19 protein-coding genes are annotated in these 18430 nt (G+C 72.0%); 6 read left to right on the forward strand and 13 right to left on the reverse strand.

Annotated features, from left to right (window positions below):
- Window positions 1-75: 75 nt before the first annotated feature.
- The 7 genes from FM112_RS11805 to FM112_RS11835 all read right to left on the reverse strand — a co-directional run bounded on the left by FM112_RS11805 (window position 76) and on the right by FM112_RS11835 (window position 7249).
- Window positions 76-1740: a hypothetical protein gene (locus FM112_RS11805; RefSeq protein ID WP_087007780.1), complete on the reverse strand. Its 1665-nt coding sequence runs from the start codon at window positions 1738-1740 to the stop codon at window positions 76-78.
- Complete coding sequence (locus tag FM112_RS11810; protein WP_087007782.1) at window positions 1737-2063, reverse strand: hypothetical protein; 327 nt, start codon at window positions 2061-2063, stop codon at window positions 1737-1739. Before FM112_RS11810 ends, FM112_RS11805 begins: the two co-directional genes overlap by 4 nt.
- Window positions 2064-2233: 170 nt before the next feature.
- The gene (locus FM112_RS11815; protein ID WP_087007784.1) at window positions 2234-3046 is read right to left on the reverse strand and encodes an ABC transporter ATP-binding protein; all 813 of its coding nucleotides are present in this window, start codon (window positions 3044-3046) and stop codon (window positions 2234-2236) included.
- Window positions 3043-4011, reverse strand: a complete 969-nt coding sequence (locus FM112_RS11820; RefSeq protein WP_254910478.1) for an iron chelate uptake ABC transporter family permease subunit — start codon at window positions 4009-4011, stop codon at window positions 3043-3045. Before FM112_RS11820 ends, FM112_RS11815 begins: the two co-directional genes overlap by 4 nt.
- A gap of 146 nt (window positions 4012-4157) precedes the next feature.
- On the reverse strand, window positions 4158-5141 hold the full coding sequence (locus FM112_RS11825; RefSeq protein WP_254910479.1) for an iron ABC transporter permease: 984 nt from the start codon (window positions 5139-5141) through the stop codon (window positions 4158-4160).
- Window positions 5142-5230: 89 nt separating this feature from the next.
- Entirely contained in the window at window positions 5231-6268 is a 1038-nt protein-coding gene (locus FM112_RS11830) for an iron-siderophore ABC transporter substrate-binding protein (RefSeq protein ID WP_087007788.1), read from the reverse strand.
- Window positions 6269-6451: 183 nt separating this feature from the next.
- A complete protein-coding gene (locus FM112_RS11835; RefSeq protein WP_254910475.1) occupies window positions 6452-7249 on the reverse strand; it encodes an AraC family transcriptional regulator in 798 nt (265 codons plus the stop codon).
- Window positions 7250-7336: 87 nt separating this feature from the next.
- On the opposite strand from FM112_RS11835, the gene FM112_RS11840 reads away from it, so the two are divergent.
- The 5 genes from FM112_RS11840 to FM112_RS11860 all read left to right on the forward strand — a co-directional run bounded on the left by FM112_RS11840 (window position 7337) and on the right by FM112_RS11860 (window position 12337).
- Window positions 7337-7867, forward strand: a complete 531-nt coding sequence (locus FM112_RS11840) for a low molecular weight protein-tyrosine-phosphatase (protein ID WP_087007790.1) — start codon at window positions 7337-7339, stop codon at window positions 7865-7867.
- Between the two features lie 11 nt (window positions 7868-7878).
- On the forward strand, window positions 7879-9264 hold the full coding sequence (gene purB / locus FM112_RS11845; protein ID WP_087007792.1) for an adenylosuccinate lyase: 1386 nt from the start codon (window positions 7879-7881) through the stop codon (window positions 9262-9264).
- A gap of 22 nt (window positions 9265-9286) precedes the next feature.
- A complete protein-coding gene (locus FM112_RS11850; protein ID WP_254910476.1) occupies window positions 9287-9988 on the forward strand; it encodes an IclR family transcriptional regulator in 702 nt (233 codons plus the stop codon).
- A 187-nt stretch (window positions 9989-10175) separates the two neighbouring features.
- A complete protein-coding gene (locus FM112_RS11855) occupies window positions 10176-11075 on the forward strand; it encodes a hydroxymethylglutaryl-CoA lyase (RefSeq protein WP_254910477.1) in 900 nt (299 codons plus the stop codon).
- A complete protein-coding gene (locus FM112_RS11860; RefSeq protein ID WP_087007796.1) occupies window positions 11072-12337 on the forward strand; it encodes a CaiB/BaiF CoA-transferase family protein in 1266 nt (421 codons plus the stop codon). Before FM112_RS11855 ends, FM112_RS11860 begins: the two co-directional genes overlap by 4 nt.
- A gap of 96 nt (window positions 12338-12433) precedes the next feature.
- Here FM112_RS11860 and FM112_RS11865 read toward each other — a convergent pair whose 3' ends face one another.
- The 6 genes from FM112_RS11865 to FM112_RS11890 all read right to left on the reverse strand — a co-directional run bounded on the left by FM112_RS11865 (window position 12434) and on the right by FM112_RS11890 (window position 17876).
- Window positions 12434-12868 carry a hypothetical protein gene (locus tag FM112_RS11865; protein WP_087007798.1) on the reverse strand — a complete coding sequence of 145 codons (435 nt, stop codon included), beginning with the start codon at window positions 12866-12868 and terminating at the stop codon, window positions 12434-12436.
- A complete protein-coding gene (locus FM112_RS11870) occupies window positions 12865-13554 on the reverse strand; it encodes a hypothetical protein (protein ID WP_087007801.1) in 690 nt (229 codons plus the stop codon). The genes FM112_RS11865 and FM112_RS11870 overlap by 4 nt, the downstream gene beginning before the upstream one ends.
- Window positions 13555-13792: 238 nt before the next feature.
- The gene (locus FM112_RS17280) at window positions 13793-15025 is read right to left on the reverse strand and encodes a hypothetical protein (protein WP_176386808.1); all 1233 of its coding nucleotides are present in this window, start codon (window positions 15023-15025) and stop codon (window positions 13793-13795) included.
- Window positions 15026-15235: 210 nt separating this feature from the next.
- On the reverse strand, window positions 15236-15910 hold the full coding sequence (locus FM112_RS11880) for a hypothetical protein (protein ID WP_087007802.1): 675 nt from the start codon (window positions 15908-15910) through the stop codon (window positions 15236-15238).
- A gap of 34 nt (window positions 15911-15944) precedes the next feature.
- Window positions 15945-16562, reverse strand: coding sequence for a hypothetical protein (locus tag FM112_RS11885; protein ID WP_087007804.1), 618 nt, complete (start codon window positions 16560-16562; stop codon window positions 15945-15947).
- Between the two features lie 9 nt (window positions 16563-16571).
- Window positions 16572-17876, reverse strand: a complete 1305-nt coding sequence (locus FM112_RS11890) for an AI-2E family transporter (RefSeq protein ID WP_087007806.1) — start codon at window positions 17874-17876, stop codon at window positions 16572-16574.
- A gap of 163 nt (window positions 17877-18039) precedes the next feature.
- On the opposite strand from FM112_RS11890, the gene FM112_RS11895 reads away from it, so the two are divergent.
- The gene (locus FM112_RS11895; protein ID WP_087007833.1) at window positions 18040-18429 is read left to right on the forward strand and encodes a PadR family transcriptional regulator; all 390 of its coding nucleotides are present in this window, start codon (window positions 18040-18042) and stop codon (window positions 18427-18429) included.
- The last annotated feature ends 1 nt before the right edge of the window (window position 18430 follow it).

Below are 18430 nucleotides of genomic sequence, written 5' to 3' on the forward strand. Positions count from 1 at the left end.
GAGGTTCTCCCCTTCCGCAACCCCAACACCGCCACCAACCTCCTGACCGGGTACAGCTAGGCGGGGCGGCTCGGCTCACGGACGCCATCCCGGGCCGGGATCCTCGGGCAGCAGCGGCTCGTGCTCTCCCGGGGCGGGGAGATCGGGCCGCCAGGGCCCGCCGCCTAAGTGATCCGCACCCGGCGGGCGCAGCACCGAGGATTCGTCCATGAACGGGTCGATGAGCCCGCCCTCCGGGAGGAGCCGGATGGGCTCGACCGGCGGCGCCCCGGGCCCGGGCTCGGCGGGCGGCTCCGGCGCGGGGTACTCGCGCTCGATCGTGAACTGCTGGGTCGCGACCGGGGTGAGGTCGCGGAGCGGGTCGAGCACGGCCTCGCGGTTCGCGACCGAGCCGGCGTCCTCGTGCCGGTCGTATTCGTACGCGGTCTCGACGTACTGGTCGAAGGCGTGCGGGCCCAGCACCCCGGCCTCCGTCGGCACCCCGTCCGGGAACGGATCGCGGCGCACCACCGAGACCTCGCCCGCCGCGGGGCCGGCGAAGCCCTGCAGCCCCGTGATGAGGTCTCCCGAGTGCTCGAGCTGGGTGACGGGGTAGTCACCCACCAGGTCGTTGCCGTGGACGGGCGAGCCGGCCAGCACGACCGACTGCGTGTCCCAGTCCCCCGAGCCGGCGAGGGCCGAGACCACGAGCGCGCCCTGCGAGTACCCCGCGAACACCACCGCGTCGCCCGCCTCGATGCCCGCCTGCTCCATCGCGAGCGCCGCCGCGCCGATCGCCTCGTCGTCCTGCCCCGCGTAGCTCGCGAGGTTCGAGAGGTTGTCCAGGGGCTCGGGCCCGCCGAACTCCCCCGAGGTCGTGCCCGTGACGCTCACGAGGTAGACGGTCTCGCCGTTCGTGTCGGCGTACTCGGAGATCTGCACCTGGGCGTCGTTCCGCGGCACCGATTCGGCGATCTCGCCGATGCTCGTCGGCGCCGCCGCGGGATCCCGCCGGTCGGAGACGAGCGTGAAGCGGTGGTCGCCCCGCACCGCCTGGATGCTGTCGGCGACCAGTCCGGCCACCGACTGCGGGGAGGTGAGCCTCGCGCGGATCGGCGCGATCCCGAGCGCGATCGCCGCGCCTGCGGGGCCGAGCGCGGCCGCGATGCCCGCCCGCTCGAGCAGCCCGGCGGCGATCTCGTCCCCGCCCGAGACGAGCCCGCGCACGAGCGCCACCGTGACCGGATTCGCGAGCGCATGCGCGTGATCTCCCAGCCAGTCCCCGACCGGCCGGCCGTCGACCTGCAGACCGGCCCCGGCGCTCACGATCCCGGCCGCGCCGACGCCGAGCGCGAGGATCCCCGCGCCCGCGGGCGTCATGAGCGCGCCGACCAGCGCGCCGGTGCCCACGACCGCGAGATCCGCGATGCCCAGCACGACCGTCGAGACGATCGTGTCGGACAGCTGCGAGAAGGTCTCGACGACCTTCGCGTCGACCTGCTCGTACCAGGCCTGCGCCTGCACCAGGTGCTCGGCGAGCGATGCCGCTCCGGAGCGCGCCGCGCCGACCGTGCCGCGGAGCAGGCCCGCCTCGAAGCCCATCACGCCGAGCACGAAGCCGGCGGAAGTCTTCTCCGCGTTCGCCGGCACCCACTGCGTGCTCGCGATCGCGCCCTCGAAGCCGCCGATGCTGTCCGCGATCGCGCGCAGTCCGTTCGCCGCCGCCTCGAACTGGGGCGTGTCCACCGTGATGCGGCTCACCAGAACTCCACCGCGATCTGCTGCTCGAGCAGCCACGCCGCGAAGTCGTACTGCGCGGCGAGCGCCTCGCAACCGGTCTCGCACGCGACCACGTTCACCCGGACCAGATCGCGCGCGAGGTCGTAGAGCAGCCGCGCGCTCGAGAACCAGCCCGGCAGCTCGGCGCCCTCGATCGCGCCGCGGATCTCCCCGCCGAACTCGCCCTTGTACCCTCGCAGCGCATTCGCGAGCTCCACGCACTCGCGGCGCACCGCCTCGATCTCCGTCCGATGGATGCCCGAGAGCATGCCCGTGCTCTCGTCGGCGCACGTGTCGATGGTCATCCGCGCACTCCTCACTCTCCGCCCCGGGGGCCCTCCTGCGTCACTGACGGCAAGGATGCCCGGAACGCCGGGCGATCCGCCCGTCAGGCGCCGGCGCCTGTGGATCGACGCGCATCCACAGGCGCCGCGGCGGCGCAGAGCTCGCCGCGGCGGCACGGAGGCGCGGAGCGCTACCCCACCGCCTCCGCGGTGTGGTGCCGGCCGAGCGGCAGCATGAGCGGGCGCCCCGACACCGGGTCGGGCACGATCCGGCTCTCGAGGCCGAACACCTCGCGCACAGTCTCGGCGGTGAGCACCTCGGCGGGGTCGCCGCTCGCGAAGACATGCCCGCGGGCCATCGCGACGAGGTGATCCGCGTAGCGGGCGGCGAGGTTGAGATCGTGCAGCACCATCACGATCGTGGTGCCGCGGTCGCGGTTGAGGTCGGTGAGCAGGTCGAGCACCTCGACCTGGTGCGCCACGTCGAGGAACGTGGTGGGCTCGTCGAGCAGCAGCAGATCCGTCTGCTGGGCGAGCACCATCGCGATCCACACCTTCTGCCGCTGCCCGCCCGAGAGCTCGTCGATCGCGCGGTCGGCGAGCTCGAGCGTCTCCGTGGCCTCGAGCGCCGCCGCCACGGCCTCGTCGTCGCCACGGCCCCAGCGCGACATCAGCCGGTGGTGCGGGTTGCGCCCGCGCCCCACCAGGTCGGAGACGGTGATGCCCTCCGGCGCGATCGGCGACTGCGGCAGCAGCCCCAGCGTGCGGGCGAGCTGCTTGGCCGGCATGCGATGCACCGCGTGGCCGTCCAGCACCACCTCGCCCGAGCGCGGCGAGAGCAGCCGCGACATCGAGCGCAGCAGCGTGGACTTGCCGCACGCGTTCGCGCCGACGATGGCGGTGATGCGCCCCGGCGGCACCGCGAGGTCGAGGTCCTCGATGACCGTGCGGTCGCGGTACCCGAGCGAGAGCCCGGCGGCCTCGAGGCGATGCGATTCGGTCATAGCGATGCTCCCGTGCGGTTGGTGCGGATGATGAGGTAGACGAGGTACGGCGCGCCCAGCGCCCCGGTCACGACGCCCACCGGGAAGCGGGTGTCGAAGGCGAACTGGCCGAGCAGGTCGGCGGCGAGCACGAGCAGCGCGCCGATGAGGGCCGCGGGCAGGAGCGGCGAGCCGTGCGGGCCGATGATCCGTGCCGCGATCGGCCCCGAGAGGAAGGCCACGAACGCGATGGGGCCGGTCGCGGCGGTCGCGAAGGCGATGAGGCCCACCGCCGTGACGATGAGCAGGATGCGGGTGATCTCGGTGCGCACGCCGAGCGCGGCCGCCGCGTCGTCGCCGAGCTGCAGCATCGACAGGTGCCGCGACTGCGAGAGCAGCAGCGGCCCGGCCACCAGCAGCACGACGAGCACCGGCAGCACGTCGCTCCAGGAGGTGCCGTTGAGGCTGCCGGTGAGCCAGCGCATCGCCGCCTCGAGCTCCCACTGGGCCGCGCGCTCGAGCACGTACGAGGTGAGCGAGTCGAGCATGGCCGCCACACCGATGCCGATGAGGATGAGGCGCATGCCCGAGACCCCGTGGCGGAACGACAGCAGGTAGACCGCGAGCGCCACGGCCAGCCCGACCGCGATGGCGAACACCGAGACCTGCGCGCCGCTCAGCCCGAGGATGACGATGGCGAACGCGGCCGCGGCGCTCGCGCCCGAGCTGATGCCGATGATGTCCGGGCTCGCGAGCGGATTGCGCAGCATCGTCTGGAAGGTGACGCCGGCGAGGCCGAAGCACAGGCCCGCGACCAGCGCCAGCACCACGCGGGGCAGGCGGAGCCGGCCCACGGTGAAGGTGGCGCCCTGCACGTCCTGCCCGAGGATCACGGCGAGCACCTCGCCGGGCGGGTAGAAGGTCCTGCCGACCATGAGCGTGGTCGCCATCACGGCGAGGATCGCGATCGCGACGACGAGCATCATCGTCGTCCTGCGGCGGCCGCGACGACGGCGGACGGAGCGGACCGCGTCCACGGCCTCGCGGCTCGCGGTGCGGGACGGGGCGGCCCCTCCGGGGTCGGAGAGGCCGGCGCCTGGAGTGTCGGGGCCCGGACGGCGCACGGTCGCGGTCATATCTCCCGCACCTTCTGACGACGGACGATCATGATGAAGAACGGGGCGCCGACGAGGGCGGTGACGATGCCCACGTCGATCTCCTCGGGCCTCGCGATGACGCGGCCCACGATGTCGGAGAGCGTGAGCAGCGCCGCGCCGGCCAGCGCGGAGAACGGCAGCAGCCAGCGGTAGTCCACGCCCACGAGCAGCCGGCACAGGTGCGGGATGACGAGGCCGACGAAGCCGATCGGCCCCGCGACGGCGGTCGCCGCGCCGCACAGCAGCACGGCGCCTAGCGCCGCGAAGGCGCGGGCGGCCGCGACGCGCTCGCCCAGTCCGGCGGCGAGCTCATCGCCGAGCGCGAGCGCGTTGAGGGCGCGGGCCGAGAGCAGGCAGATCGCGGTGCCGACCACGAGGAAGGGCAGCACCTGCACGATCGCGTCGAGCGTGGCCCCGCCGACCCCGCCGATCTGCCAGGAGCGCACGCCGCCCGCGATATCGCCGCGGGGCAGCACTACGGCGTTGATGAAGGAGAGGGCCGCCGCCGAGGTGGCGGCGCCCGCGAGCGCGAGCTTGAGCGGCGTCGCGCCGCCGCGTCCCAGCGAGCCGATCACGTAGACGAACACCGCCGTCGCCGCGGCGCCGAGGATCGCCGTCCAGATGAACCCGGTGTACGTCCACAGCCCGAAGTAGGCGATGCCCACGACCACGGCGAGCGAGGCGCCCATGTTCACTCCGAGGATGCCCGGGTCGGCGAGCGGGTTGCGGGTGACGCCCTGCATCACGCCGCCCGCGAGGCCGAGCGCCACGCCGATGAGCAGGGCCAGCGCAGTGCGCCAGATGCGCTTGGTGACGGAGGCCTCGCCGAGGCCCTCGCGGGAGCCGCCGAGCGCCGCGAGGATCTCCTCGAGGCTCACGACCCGGGAGCCGATGGCGATGGAGAGCCACGAGAGCACCAGCAGGAGCGCCACCAGCGCGAGCAGCCAGAGCAGGCGCACGCGCACCGGGCGCCGCACGACGGCGACGCCCGGCTGCTCGGGCCGCGCTGCGGCCGCGGACCGATCCCCGGCGGGGGGCGCGGTCACGCTCAATTCGCGGCGCCCACCGCCTCGGCCAGCTCGGCGACGTAGTCGTCGAGCACCCACGAGATGGAGAGCGGGGTCGGGTTGGCGGCGGTGCCCATCGGCCCGCTGCCGTCGAGGAACACGATCGAGCCGCTCTCGATGGCGGGCATCTGCGAGAGCACCGGGTCGGCCTCGAGCGTGTCGACGAGCTCCTGGTCGCCGTAGGTCACGATGAGCTCGACGTCGTCGAACACGTCGACCTGCTCGGCGCTGATGCTGCCGGAGAACTCGCCGGCGGCCGAGGCCTCCTCGACGGCGGACGGCGTCGCGAGGCCGAGATCCTCGAAGAACGCGGCGCGCGTGTCGTTGGCGGTGTAGAAGTTCACCGTGCTGAGGTCGGTGGTGTCGACGTGGGTCATGAACATCGTGCTCGTGCCCTCGAGCTCGGGGTACTGGCCGACGGTCTCGTCGATCTCCTGCTCGAGCGAGGCGATGAGCTCCTGCCCCTCGGCCTCCATGCCCATGCCCTTGGCGTTGTAGGTGATCACGTCGCGCCACGACGTGCCCCAGGCGGTCTCGGGGTAGGCGACGACCGGCGCGATCTCGCTGAGCAGGTCGTAGTCCTCCTGCGTCAGCCCGGAGTAGGCGGCGAGGATCACGTCGGGGTTCGTGTCGGCCACCGCCTCGAAGTCGATGCCATCGGTCTCGTCGAAGAGCACCGGCTCCTCGCCACCGAGCTCGTCGAGCTTCTCCTCCACCCAGGGCAGCAGACCATCGCCGTCGTCATCGCCGAAGTTCGCAGCCGCCATGCCGACCGGCACGACGCCGAGGGCGAGCGGCACCTCGTGGTTCGCCCAGTTCACGGCGGCCACCCGCTCGGGCTGCTCGGGGATCTCGGTCTCGCCGAACGCGTGCTCGATCACGATCGGATACGACTCCCCGCCGCCCGCGCCTGCGGCGCCCGTGTCCTCGGGGCCGGAGCCCGAGTCGGCCGAGCAGGCGGACATGGTGATCGCGAGGGCGCCGGCCGCGACGGCCGACAGGATACGACGAAGGCGCATACGAGATGACTCCATGGTTCGAGGGGCGGATCGCCCCGATACCGGATGCACACCGCATCCGAAACGGATTAGGTGAGGTTTACCTAACAGACCATAGAGAGGCCGCACCCCTGGCGCAATCGCGGTAATCAGACATCCGCTATCGCCGTTCGGTCACCGTTCCCACGGATGCGAGGCACCGCCTCAGCGGAACCGGCTCGGGGTCCAGCCGGTGGTGCGACGGAAGGCCGCCCCGAAGGCGCTCGCCGAGGCGTATCCCACCCGTTCGGCCACCTCCTCGACCGGCATCCCCTCCGCGAGCAGCATGACCGCGCGCTGCGCCCGGATCGCGGCCTGCCATTGCGAGAAGCTCAGCTCGGTCTCTGCGTGGAAGGCCCGGGTGATGGTCCGCGGGCTCACGCCGAGCGCCTCGGCCCACTCCCCCAGCGTGCGCGCATCCGCGGGGTCCCGGTCGAGCGCCTCGACGATCGGCCGCAGCAGCCGCCCCTGCGGGGCCTGCACGATGAGGCACGCGTCGGCCGGCTTGAGCACGTCGAGCACCATCCGCTCGGTCAGCGCCCGCGACTCCTCCGCGAGCTCGGGCTCGGCCAGGCGGTCGAGCAGGAGGCGCAGCAGCGGTGTGATCTGCACCGCCACCGGCTCCTCGGCGATCGGCTCGATCGCGTGCACCCCGAAGTGCGCCGTGCGGTACCAGGTGCCCGCGCCGGCGTAGCCGGTGTGCAGGGTGCCGGCGGGGATCCACAGGCCGAGGGAGGGCGTGATCGTCCACACTCGGGAGTCGATGGTCGCGGTCGAGGCGCCGCGCTGGTTCCACAGCAGCTCGTGGGTCGGATGCGAGTGCGGCTCCCAGGCCGTCTCGCGCTCCAGTTCCTCGGACATGCCGCGGATGACGAAGGGCACCTCGAGATCGCCGGCGCCGTAGACCGGCAGCGCCCGCGTCTCGGCCCGTTCGCCCGCCCGGCGCACTCCCGCTCTGCTCACGCTGCGACGCTAGCGCATCCCCGTCCGGGCGCGCCCCGTATCGCCGCACCTGTATCGCCGGACATGCGGATGCGACAGAATACGCACATGGCGACGACCAGCTCCGAACCCGTGTTCCGCATCTGCTTCGTCTGCACCGGCAACATCTGCCGCTCGCCGATGGCCGAGGTGATCATGCGCCGATTCGTCGAGGACCGCGGACTGCAGCACGCGATCCGCCTGAGCTCCGCCGGCACGGGCGAGTGGCACGTGGGCGAGAAGGCGGATCCGCGCACGCGCGCCGCGCTCGAACGCGCCGGCTACTCCGGCGAATCGCACCGGGCCAAGCAGTTCGACCCCGACACCTTCGACCAGTTCGACCTCATCCTCACCTTCGACCGCGGCCAGCTGCGCATCCTCCACTCCTGGGCGGAGCGGGAGCAGGACCGCGCGCTCGTGCAGCCGCTGCTCCACTTCGATCCGGCCCGGGCGCACAACCTCGAGGTCCCGGATCCCTACTATGGAGACGACGAACTCTTCGACGAGGTGCGCGACGTGATCGAACGGGCCTGCGAGCAGCTGCTCCAGCAGATCGAACCGGCCGTGCGCGCCGCGATCGACGCCGCCTCCCCTCGATGAAACGGAGCCCCATGAGCCCCCTGCCCCCGCAATACCTCAGCCCGCTCGACAACCGCTACTTCCGCACCGTCGCGCCGATCGGCGAGTATTTGAGCGAGGCCGCGCTGAACCGGGCCCGGGTGGCGGTCGAGGTCGAATGGCTCGTCTACCTCACCGATCGGGGCATCTTCGGCACCGAGCCGCTCCCGGCCGAGCAGCAGGCGGCACTGCGCCGGGTGGTCGAGGACTTCGGACAGGAGGCCATCGACGAGCTCGGCACGATCGAGGCCCGCACCCGCCACGACGTGAAGGCCATCGAGTACTACGTGCGGGCCCGCCTCGGGGAGCTCGGGCTGAGCGCCATCGAGGAGCTCACCCACTTCGGCTGCACCTCGGAGGACATCAACAACACCTCCTACGCCATCACCATCCGGGACGCGGTGAACGGCGTCTGGCTGCCGGCCGCGACCGCGCTCGCGGATGCGATCGCCGAGCTGGCGACCGCCCAGCGCGACCAGCCGCTGCTCTCGCTCACCCACGGCCAGCCCGCCACCCCCACCACGCTCGGCAAGGAGCTCGCGGTGGTCGCCCACCGGCTGCGCCGCGTGCTGCGCCGCATCGAGCGACAGGAGTACCTCGGCAAGTGGGCCGGCGCGACCGGCAACTTCGCCGCCCACGTGGCGGTGGCCCCCGAGTTCGACTGGGAGCGGGCCGCCGAGGAGTTCACGGCGCGGCTGGGGCTCGCGTGGAACCCGCTGACGACGCAGATCGAATCGCACGACTGGCAGGCGGAGCTCTACTCCGACATCGCCCACTTCAACCGCATCCTCCACAACTTCGCGACCGACGTGTGGCTGTACATCTCGCGCGGCGTGTTCAAGCAGATCCCCCAGCCCGGGGCGACAGGCTCCTCGACCATGCCGCACAAGATCAACCCCATCCGCTTCGAGAACGCCGAGTCGAACCTCGAGCTCTCGAACGCCCTCCTCGACTCGCTCGGGCAGACCCTCGTGACCTCGCGCCTGCAGCGCGACCTCACCGACTCCTCCTCGCAGCGCAACGTGGGCGTCGCCCTAGGCCACTCGCTGCTCGCGATCGACAACGTCGCCCGGGGCCTGCGCGAGCTCGACGTGAACCCCGAGGCGCTCGCCGCCGAGCTCGATGGCAACTGGGAGGTGCTGGCCGAGGCGATCCAGACCGTCATCCGCGCCGAGATCATCGCGGGCCGCTCGAAGATCGAGGACCCGTACGCGGTGCTCAAGGAGCTCACGCGCGGCCACTCGGTGGGCCGCGAGGAGCTCGTGGAGTTCGTCGACGGCCTCGACATCGGCGAGGAGGCGAAGGCGCGGCTGCGGGACCTGACCCCGCAGGCCTACACCGGCCGCTCCTCGCAGCTCGTCTCGCGCCTGGACGCGTAGTCCGCGCACCCGGGACCGTCCCGTGCCCGCCGACGACGCGCCCGAGCAGGGCTCCGGTGCGCCGGAGCCCTCGCGGCAGCGCCCCGCCGCGGGCGACGCCGGGTCGAATCGCATGCTCGAGCGCGTCTGCCTCGTCCTCGACGCGCTTGAGCACGACCGCGCGAACGCCTCCGAGCTGGCCAGGCGCACCGGGCTCTCGGTGTCGACGGTGCACCGGCTCGCCCACTCCATGACGGCCTACGGCTTCCTCTACCGCTCGGGCGACGGCCGCTTCGGCCTCGGCCACCGCTTCGTCGCCTCGGTGCTCGACAACGCGGCGCTTCCCCACCTCACCGCGCTGCGCGACCGCACCGACGAGTCGGCGCAGCTGTGGGTGCGGCGCGGGGAGCAGCGCGTCTGCCGCCTCTCGATCAGCGCCGAGCACGAGCTGCGGATCACGCTGCCGGTGGGCGCCCGGGTCGATCTGCCTGCGGGCTCCTCGGGGCGCATCCTGGCCGACGCCCCGGGGATCCGCGAGGAGCTCGCCGCCCAGGGCTGGGTGGAGTCGATCGGCACGCGGACCGCGGGGGTCGCCTCGGTGAGCGCGCCCGTGCGCCTCGAGGGGCGCGTGCTCGGCACCGTCTGCCTCGCCATGCCGATACCGCGGCTGACGGTCTCGCCGGGCGTCGACTACGGCGAGTCCGTGCTCGAGGCCGCTCGGAGCATCGAGCTCGACCTGCGCTGACCCCTCCGCAGCGCTCCCCCACCGGCACGGTGTTCCCATTGAGCGGGAACTTCCACGCCGCTCCGCCGGTTCTTTCCGCAGGATGACGCATTCCGCTTGTCGCGCCTCCCACCCGCTGCTAGCTTCATCCCGACTCATAGGAAGCACTTCTCACTCAGTGGGAACCAAGATCGGGAGGTCGACGCCGGTGTCGAACCAAGTGGAAGTCACGGACGTGTTCCTGCGGGACGGCCTGCAGGACGAGCCGGTGGTCGTCGCCACCGCGGACAAGCTGCGCATCGCCGAGGCGCTGCGCCGAGCCGGGTTCCGGCGCATCGAGGCGGCGTCCTTCGTGAACCCGAAGCGGGTGCCTCAGATGGCGGACGCCGAGGCGGTCTTCGCCTCCCGGCCCGAGGGCGGTCCCTCCTGGTCCGCCCTGGCGCTGAACGGCCGCGGGATCGCCAGGGCGCTCGACGCCGGCGCCCGCGACATCCAGATCGTCGCGTCGGCCAGCGCCGCGCACAGCGCCGCCAACGCGGGGCGCTCGACCGAGCAGGCCCTCGAGGAGCTCCGGGAGCAGGTGGCGGCGGCCCGCGCGGAGCACCCCGACGTCCGGTTCCACGCGGGGGTCTCGACGGCGTTCACCTGCCCCTACGAGGGCGAGGTGCCGAAGGAGCGGCTCCTCGGCATCGTCGACCGCTTCGCCGCGATGGGCGTCCACGAGCTCGGCCTCGCCGACACCCTCGGGAACACCCCGCCCGAGCGGGTGATGGAGTCGGTGGAGCACGTGCGCCGGGCGCATCCCGAGCTGCGCTACTCGCTGCACCTGCACAACGCGCACGGACGCGCGCTCGAGACCGTGACCGCGGCCGTCGAGGCCGGCATCACGCGCTTCGACGCCGCGCTCGGCGGCTACGGAGGCTGCCCCTTCGCGCCCGGCGCGGCGGGCAACCTCGCGAGCCACGCGCTCGTCGCCCACCTCCATTCCCTCGGCGCGGAGACCGGCATCGACGAGCAGCTGCTCGCGGAGGCCACCTCCCTCGCCCGCGCCGCGGTCGCCGCCGCGACGCCCGTTCCCACCACCGCCCCGAAGGGAGCTCGACGATGAGCCCGAACCACCCCGACCGCACCGGATCCGCGCCCCTGCCCCTCGAGGGCATCCGCGTCCTCGAGCTCGGCAGCTTCATCGCCGCCCCCTTCGCCTCGAGGATCTTCGGCGACTTCGGCGCCGACGTCATCAAGGTCGAGAAGCCGCAGGGCGGCGACGAGCTCCGCGACTGGCGCAAGAGCCGCGGCGAGACCTCGATGCTGTTCCGCACCCTCGGCCGCAACAAGCGCTCCGTGGTGCTGGACCTGCGCACCGAGGAGGGCCAGGAGGCCGTGCGCCGCCTCGCGAGGTCCTGCGACGTGGTCATCGAGAACTTCCGGCCCGGCACGCTCGAGCGCTGGGGCATCGGGCCCGATGCGCTCAAGGCGCAGAACCCCGACCTCATCCTCGTCCGCATCTCCGGCTACGGGCAGACCGGCCCCTACCGCGAGCGCGCCGGCTTCGCGAGCGCCGCGGAGGCGTTCGGCGGCTTCCGCTACATCACCGGGGAGCGCGACCGGCCGGCCGTGCGCCCGGCGGCGTCCATGGGCGACACCGTGGCGGGCCTCTACGCGGCGATCGGCGCGCTCATCCTGCTGCTGCAGCGCGAGCGCGCGGCGGTCACGGGCGCGGAGTTCTCGCAGGGCGAGAACCTCGTCGACATCGGCCTGTACGAGGGGATCTTCTCCCTCCTCGAGTCCCTCGTGCCGGACTACGACGCGTACGGCGACGTGCGCATGCGCAGCGGCGGCGCGGTGCCCGGCGTCGTGCCCATGGGCGCGTACCCGACCGGCGACGGCCTGGAGATCGTGATCGGCGGCAACTCGGGCAAGCTCTTCAGCCGGCTCATGCGCCTCGCGGGCCGGGAGGATCTCGCGGACGACCCGGCGCTGCAGGCCTCGGAGGCGCGCGGCGCGCGCGAGGCGGAGCTCAACGAGATCATCGCGGGCTGGGCCGCCTCGATGCCGCTCAAGGAGGTGCAGGCGCGGCTGGACGAGGCGGGCATCCCCGCCGGCCCGGTCTACGACGCCCCCTCCATCGTCGAGGACCCGCACTACATCGCGCGCGGCATGATCGAGCGGCATCCGGTGAAGGTCGAGGAGGAGTACGAGGAGGTGCGCTTCCCCGGCGTCGTGCCCGTGCTGCCGGGCCGCGAGGGACGCACCCGGTGGATCGGCCCCGAGCTCGGCGAGCACAACCGCGAGGTGCTCGAGGAGGCCGGCTACTCGCCGGAGGAGATCGAGGCGCTCACGGGCTCGACGTCGGATGCGGCCAAGGGCTGAGCCCGGCGCGCGGCGCGTCCGCGGCACGGCGAAGGGGCCGGAACGGTGTCGTTCCGGCCCCTTCGCCTCGTGCGGATCGGGATGACGGCCGGGGGATCAGCCCTTGGCCGAGTCCTCCGACGAGCCGTCGTCCTCGGCGCCCTCCTCGGGCTCGACCCGCTCGGCGTCATCCTGTCCGGACTCGCCCTCCTCGGTCTCGTCCTCCTCGCGGGGGAACTCCTCCTCGTAGCTCTCCACGGGGCGGAGCGAGGCCTCCTTCGCGCCGGGCTCATCCGACTCGTAGAGGTCGCGGTCGAGGTACACCGGCACGTCGGGATTGGGCTTGTAGCCGAGCAGCACGAGTGCGAGCACGAGGAGCACGACCACCATCGCGATGCCGCCGAAGACCAGCCCGATGATCCAGTCCTGCAGGGTGAGCAGCACCACCAGGAGGACGAAGATTCCGCAGCCCGCCGAGATCGCGACGACCTCGAACGGCTTCATCAGCGCCCGTCGGGCCGATTTGTCCTTCTTCGACGATGGCTTCGTCACTCATTCTCCTCTGTCGGGGTCGTTTCGGTCGTGGCGGCCTGCGCCTGGGCGCGGCGCAGCGTGGCGCGCAGCGTGATGGCCTCGATGATGAGCAGTACGCCGAGCACCGCGAAGTAGGCGCCGACGAAGCCGATCGCCTGCACGTCGGCCGTGAGCGAGCCCTCGACGTGCTCGATGCCCCCGTACTCCGCGTCGAGGTCCGGCGGCACGAACGCGACGATGATGCCGAGCAGCATGGTGATCGCGCCGGAGAGCAGGATCTCGCTGCGGAGCGTGCTGTCGCGCCGCACGACGAATGCGGCGAGCAGCTCCACGACCCCGGTCACGAGCGCCCAGATGGAGACGGTCCAGATGAAGGCGCCGACGTTCGCCCAGTCATGACCGCCGGTGGCCATGAAGAGCGCGAATCCGCCGACGATCGCGCTGAAGATCGAGCGCGTGAAGACGAAGCCCCGGATGGGGTGCCCCTTGATGCCGACCGCCTCGAAGCCGACGATGATGCCGCTCCACAGCACCACGGCGCCGAACACCGCGAAGCCGAATCGGGCATGGTGCTCCTGCGTGAACGTGATCACGGCGGCGCCGATCAGCGCGGGGAGCGCGCGGAAGAGCATCGACTTCCACAGCGACTCGGTGATGAACGGATTGACCCCGTTCGCCTTTCCGGACTGGCGCATGCTGTTCATCGGAGGCTTCCTTTCGGAGCGCGGTTGACGTCGTTCGGGAGACGAGCGACTCGGCCGGCGCGTGCAGACGTTCGCCGACCCGTCCAGTCTACCTACGCCCGCCTGCCGTCGAGCCGCATCGGACCCGCGGACCGGACCGCGCGGGAGCCGGGCCGCCCCCACGGAAACGGCGCTGGGGCGGCGGCCGTGTCCGGCCGCCGCCCCAGCATCCTCGCCTCCGCCCGCTCGGGGCGGACGCCTAGTCCTCGCGCGGGGTGAGCGTGAAGTCGACGCTCTCCATCTGCTCCTTGAACTCGGCCTCCGAGCTGTCGCCCTGGCAGGCGAGCATGAACGCCAGTCCGTCGCCCGACTCGCCGAACACGTGGACGCCCGCGTACATCACCATCTCGGTGCTGCTGTAGCTGTCGGTGCCGCGAACCTCGAACACCGCGAACTCGACGGACTCGCCGTTCGTGTCCTGCAGGGTCACGTCGTTGAGACGCTCGACGCTGTCGACGCCCTCGGTGCCCGCGACCTCGTTCTTCAGCTCGTCCTCGATGCTGCCGTCGATGTCGCTCGAGTCGTAGTCGGTGAACGTGCCGACCTCGAACGCGGCGTTGAACATGCAGACGCCGTCGGGCGACTGGTACGCGCCGTAGCCGCTGTCCTCCCAGTCGCCGGCGTAGGTGATCTCGACGTCCTCGACCTCCTTGTCGGAGTTGAGCGAGTAGCCGCCACCGCCGCCGAACAGGGCGATGCCGCCCCAGATGAGGCCGCCGATCAGCGCGATCGCGACGACGCCGATGACGATCCACACCCACGGCGCCGGCTTCTTCTTGGGGCCGCCCGGGCCGCCGGGCTGACCGCCGCCGGGCTGGCCCGGCTGGTAGCCGCCGTAGCCGGGCTGCGCGCCCGGCTGCTGGCCGTACGGGCCGGCCTGGCCGTAGCCCTGCTGCGCCCCGGGCTGCTGGCCGTAGGCCTGCTGCCCCTGATCGGGCTGCTGCTGGCCGTAGGCGCCGTAACCCTGCTGGCCCTGCTGCTGGCCCTGCGAGGCGTCCTGCTGCCCGTACGAGCCGTAGGCGGACTGGCCCTGCGAGGCGTCCTGCCCCGCACCGGACTGGCCGTAGGAGCCGTACGCCCCGTACCCCTGCTGGCCCTGGCCGGTGGCGTCCTGGCCGCCGCCCTGAACCGGCTGCTGGCCGCCGCCATGCTGGCCGTACGACCCGTACGCCGACTGGTCCTGACCGGGCTGCTGACCCTGCTGGCCGCCCTGGCCCGAAGCGTCCTGACCGTAGCCGCCGTACCCGCCGTAGCCGCCCTGGCTCGACTGGGGCTGGTAGCCCTGGTAGCCGCCGCCCGAGGCCGAATAGCCGCTGTTCGACGAGCCCGAGCCGTCACCAAAGTTCGCGCCGGGGTTCTGCTGGTTGGGGTTCTGCTGCTGACCGTACTGCGACTGGTCGCCGTTGTCGGCCGGCGGGAACTGGTTTGACATCGAGGTCCTCACTTCTTGCAGTGCCGCGACGCGCTGGAGCGCCGGCCACTTTCGTCACGTCCGCACCCATCCTGCTATAGCGAGGCTCGGAGCGCGAGCGCGGAGCGGTGATGTCACCAGGACGGATGACATCGCGGGCGGCGGGCGATGGATGGGCGGAGGACGGCTCCGAAGCGCTCCGGCACAGTCCTCGAGGGCCGGATCGGCGCCCTATCCCTCGACCGAGAGCACGAGGTCCACGCCGTGGAGCGTCTCCTGCAGCTGCTCGTAGTCGAGCTTGCCGGTCGGGTCGCACAGCATGCTGAACAGCACGTACTCCCCCGACCCAGAGAACACGCGCGCCGCGACGACCCCGTCGAGCCCCTGCGAGGTGCTGTCCACGGCGACCACGAGCTCGATGCTCTGCCCCGAATCGCTGTTCACCCGTGCCAGGCCGGTGGAATCGGTCTCGATCCGCTTCGACTCCAGCAGCGCCAGGGTGGCGGGCAGGTCGGAGTCCTCCCCGCCGTGCAGCGCGGCGGCGGGCGCCGCGCCCGTCTCCCAGGTGAACAGGCAGAGCGCGTTCGCCCCGGGCCCGGCGTTGCCGTACTGCGGACCGGCGCCCGAGGAGGAGTCCGCCGGGCGCACCATCGTCCAGCCCTGGTCCGCCGTATCGAACTCGACAACCGGGGCGGCGGTGAGGGTGCCCGTGCTGTCGATCAGCAGATCCGCGCGCATGCGCTGGAACCCGAGCGAGAAGGCCGCCCACACGAGCAGGCCGAAGATGACGACCCCCACCGTGACGGAGACGCCCGCGCCGAAGCGCCGCCCGGGCGAGCTCGCGCCGGGGTCGCTGCTGATCCGCACCCGGGCGCCGCCCGGCCGCCAGGATCGCACCGCGTTCATCCGCCGACCGGCCTCTCCGCCATCCGCGCCGGCATCACACCGAGACGACTGCGGCGAGGGTCGCGGGACCGCCGGGGAGCCCCTCGACGGCGTCGAGCCGCAGCCCGGTCCCGCCGAGCCCGTCGACGATGCGGCGGACGTCGATCGCGACCGAGTCGGTGCGGACCCGCGTGATCGCGCCCTCGGTCTGCACGCCGACGAGCGTGGCCTGCGGGGCCCGCGCCGAGGTGCCGGTGCCCCGGACCCGGATGTCCGGCTCGGCGGGCGCCTCGGCGCCGTCGACGAACACCTCGGCCTCGCGGCCGCCCGTGAGGATGGCGCCGGCCAGCTGCGCCACCGCGACCGGATCGGCCGTGGCGTCGTAGACCCAGCGATGCCCGAGCACCGAGTGCTCGAGCTCCGCCACCAGATATCGGCCCGCATCCGGCATGGCGCCGGCGCGGTAGGTGAGCGGCACCTGGTAGACGGCGCCGGACGGGCCGCGGACGAGGTGGGTCTCGATGCCCACCTCCCCGTACGGGTCGTCGAAGCGGAACGCGCCGAGCAGCTCTATGCCGCCCGAGGGCTCCGAGTACCACGGCTGCAGCGGCAGCCAGGCCGCGATCAGCTCGGGCTTGGAGGGGACCAGTGTGGCGGTGTAGACGATGGCCATGGCCCTACGCTAGCCCTTCGCCCCGTCGGAGGGCTGCGGCGCCGCGGCATCCTGCGCCTCGGCCGCGGGGCCGGAACCGGAATCTGCGCCGTCGGAGTCGGCGCCGTCGCCGTCCGTCTCCGCCGCGGGTTCCTCCCCGCCGGCCTCGGCCCCGTCGCGTCCGCCTTCGGATGCCTCGGCGGGATTCTCGGCGCCGTGCTCCTCCTCTGCGCCGCGCTCCTCCTCGATCCTGGGCCGCGCTGCGATGAGCATGTTGATCCAGCGCGCCTGCGAGTTCGCGTCCACGAGGATCGCCTTGACCAGCAGCGTGGCCGGCAGCGCGAGCAGCGCGCCGACGGGCCCGAGCGCGTACGCCCACACGAGCAGCGAGAGGAAGGAGACCGTGGGCGTGACCCCCACCGCCTCGCCCGCGAACTTGGGCTGGATGAGCGACTGGATGACGAAGTTGATGACCGACCACACACCGAGCACGATGAGCGCGTTGCCCCAGCCGTTGGCGAGCAGCGCCATGAGCACGGGCGGGATCATGCCGATGACGAAGCCGATGTTCGGGATGTAGTTCGTGAGGAACGAGAACACGCCCCACGCCAGCGCGAGCGGCACGCCGAGGAACTCGAGCGCGACCACGTCGAGCACCGCGACGATCAGGCCGAAGATGGTGGTGACGATCCAGTAGCGGGCGACGCCGCCCGAGAACGCGTCGAACGCGCGGCCGATGCCGGGACGCTCCTTGCGCACGGCCTCCATGCGCGGCTCGAAGCTGATCGAGTCGAAGAAGATGAAGAAGATCACCACGAGCAGCGTCGCCGAGAGCGAGAGGATGCTGCCGAAGTTGCTCATGATGCCCTGGAGCAGCGACACGATCGCGGAGGGGTTGAGCACGTTCTGCAGCTGCTGGAAGAGCACGTCCTGGGTGACGCCGAAGTCGGCGAGCCACTGGAGAATCTGCCAGTAGAGGGTGTTGAACTGCGCACCGTACTTCGGCAGCTCCTGGATGAGCAGCACGATCGACCAGATCAGCAGCGCGATGAATACCATGAGCAGGGCGTACACCGTCAGCGCCGCGGCGAGCCCGGCGATGAGCTTGGGGACGCGCTTGCGGATCATCCAGTGGTGGAAGGGCGCGATCGCCAGGACGAGGTTGAATCCGAGGAAGACCGGCGTGACGAAGGCCGCGATCTCCTTGAGCGCGATGAGCCCGATGATCGAGAGCACGACGCCGATGATGATCACGAGCGGACGGGGGTAGTCCCGCACCCGAGACGCGATCGGCGGCTCCGACGTGCTGGGGTCTCGGTCGCGTGGCGACTGCATCCGTGCTCCTTCGGGGATCGAGGTCGTACCCGCGACAGCCTAACGGCGCGCGGTGGCGAGTTTCCGGGGCGGCGCGGCCGGGTGCCGCGAGCGACCGGGCTCCGAGCCTCTCTCAGTATCGTGTTATTGACTATAGTGTGCGACACACAGTAATGTGATCGGCATGAGCGAGGAATTCGATACGCACCTGCAGGAGCTGCGGCGCGGCACCGTCGTGCTCGCCTGCCTCGAGCTGCTGCAGTCCGCCGGATACGGCTACGGCCTGCTCGAGCAGCTCGGCGCGCTCGGGTTCACCGCCGACGCGAACACGCTCTACCCCCTGCTCCGGCGACTCGAGAAGCAGGGCTACCTCACGAGCGAGTGGAACACCGAGGAGGCGCGGCCGCGCAAGTTCTACCGCACCTCGCCCGACGGGCTGCGGCTCGCCGAGGCGCTCATACGGGAATGGCGGGCGCTGGACCGCGCGATGGACTCGCTCGCGGCCGCCGATCCCGCCGCCCCCTCGCCTTCCGGGCACGAACGGCCCGGCTCCCCCGACACCCTGGAGGACTGAG

This window comes from Gulosibacter sp. 10 (assembly GCF_900163695.1).
GTDB lineage: Bacteria > Actinomycetota > Actinomycetes > Actinomycetales > Microbacteriaceae > Gulosibacter.

Excerpts from the sequence above, each read along its gene's own strand:
- FM112_RS11810 (WP_087007782.1), bottom strand. The coding sequence starts at position 2,063 with ATGACCATCGACACGTGCGCCGACGAGAGCACGGGCATGCTCTCGGGC.
- FM112_RS11815 (WP_087007784.1), bottom strand. The coding sequence starts at position 3,046 with ATGACCGAATCGCATCGCCTCGAGGCCGCCGGGCTCTCGCTCGGGTAC.
- FM112_RS11820 (WP_254910478.1), bottom strand. The coding sequence starts at position 4,011 with ATGATGCTCGTCGTCGCGATCGCGATCCTCGCCGTGATGGCGACCACG.
- FM112_RS11830 (WP_087007788.1), bottom strand. The coding sequence starts at position 6,268 with ATGCGCCTTCGTCGTATCCTGTCGGCCGTCGCGGCCGGCGCCCTCGCG.
- FM112_RS11840 (WP_087007790.1), top strand. The coding sequence starts at position 7,337 with ATGGCGACGACCAGCTCCGAACCCGTGTTCCGCATCTGCTTCGTCTGC.
- purB (WP_087007792.1), top strand. The coding sequence starts at position 7,879 with ATGAGCCCCCTGCCCCCGCAATACCTCAGCCCGCTCGACAACCGCTAC.
- FM112_RS11860 (WP_087007796.1), top strand. The coding sequence starts at position 11,072 with ATGAGCCCGAACCACCCCGACCGCACCGGATCCGCGCCCCTGCCCCTC.
- FM112_RS11870 (WP_087007801.1), bottom strand. The coding sequence starts at position 13,554 with ATGAACAGCATGCGCCAGTCCGGAAAGGCGAACGGGGTCAATCCGTTC.
- FM112_RS17280 (WP_176386808.1), bottom strand. The coding sequence starts at position 15,025 with ATGTCAAACCAGTTCCCGCCGGCCGACAACGGCGACCAGTCGCAGTAC.
- FM112_RS11880 (WP_087007802.1), bottom strand. The coding sequence starts at position 15,910 with ATGAACGCGGTGCGATCCTGGCGGCCGGGCGGCGCCCGGGTGCGGATC.
- FM112_RS11885 (WP_087007804.1), bottom strand. The coding sequence starts at position 16,562 with ATGGCCATCGTCTACACCGCCACACTGGTCCCCTCCAAGCCCGAGCTG.
- FM112_RS11890 (WP_087007806.1), bottom strand. The coding sequence starts at position 17,876 with ATGCAGTCGCCACGCGACCGAGACCCCAGCACGTCGGAGCCGCCGATC.
- FM112_RS11895 (WP_087007833.1), top strand. The coding sequence starts at position 18,040 with ATGAGCGAGGAATTCGATACGCACCTGCAGGAGCTGCGGCGCGGCACC.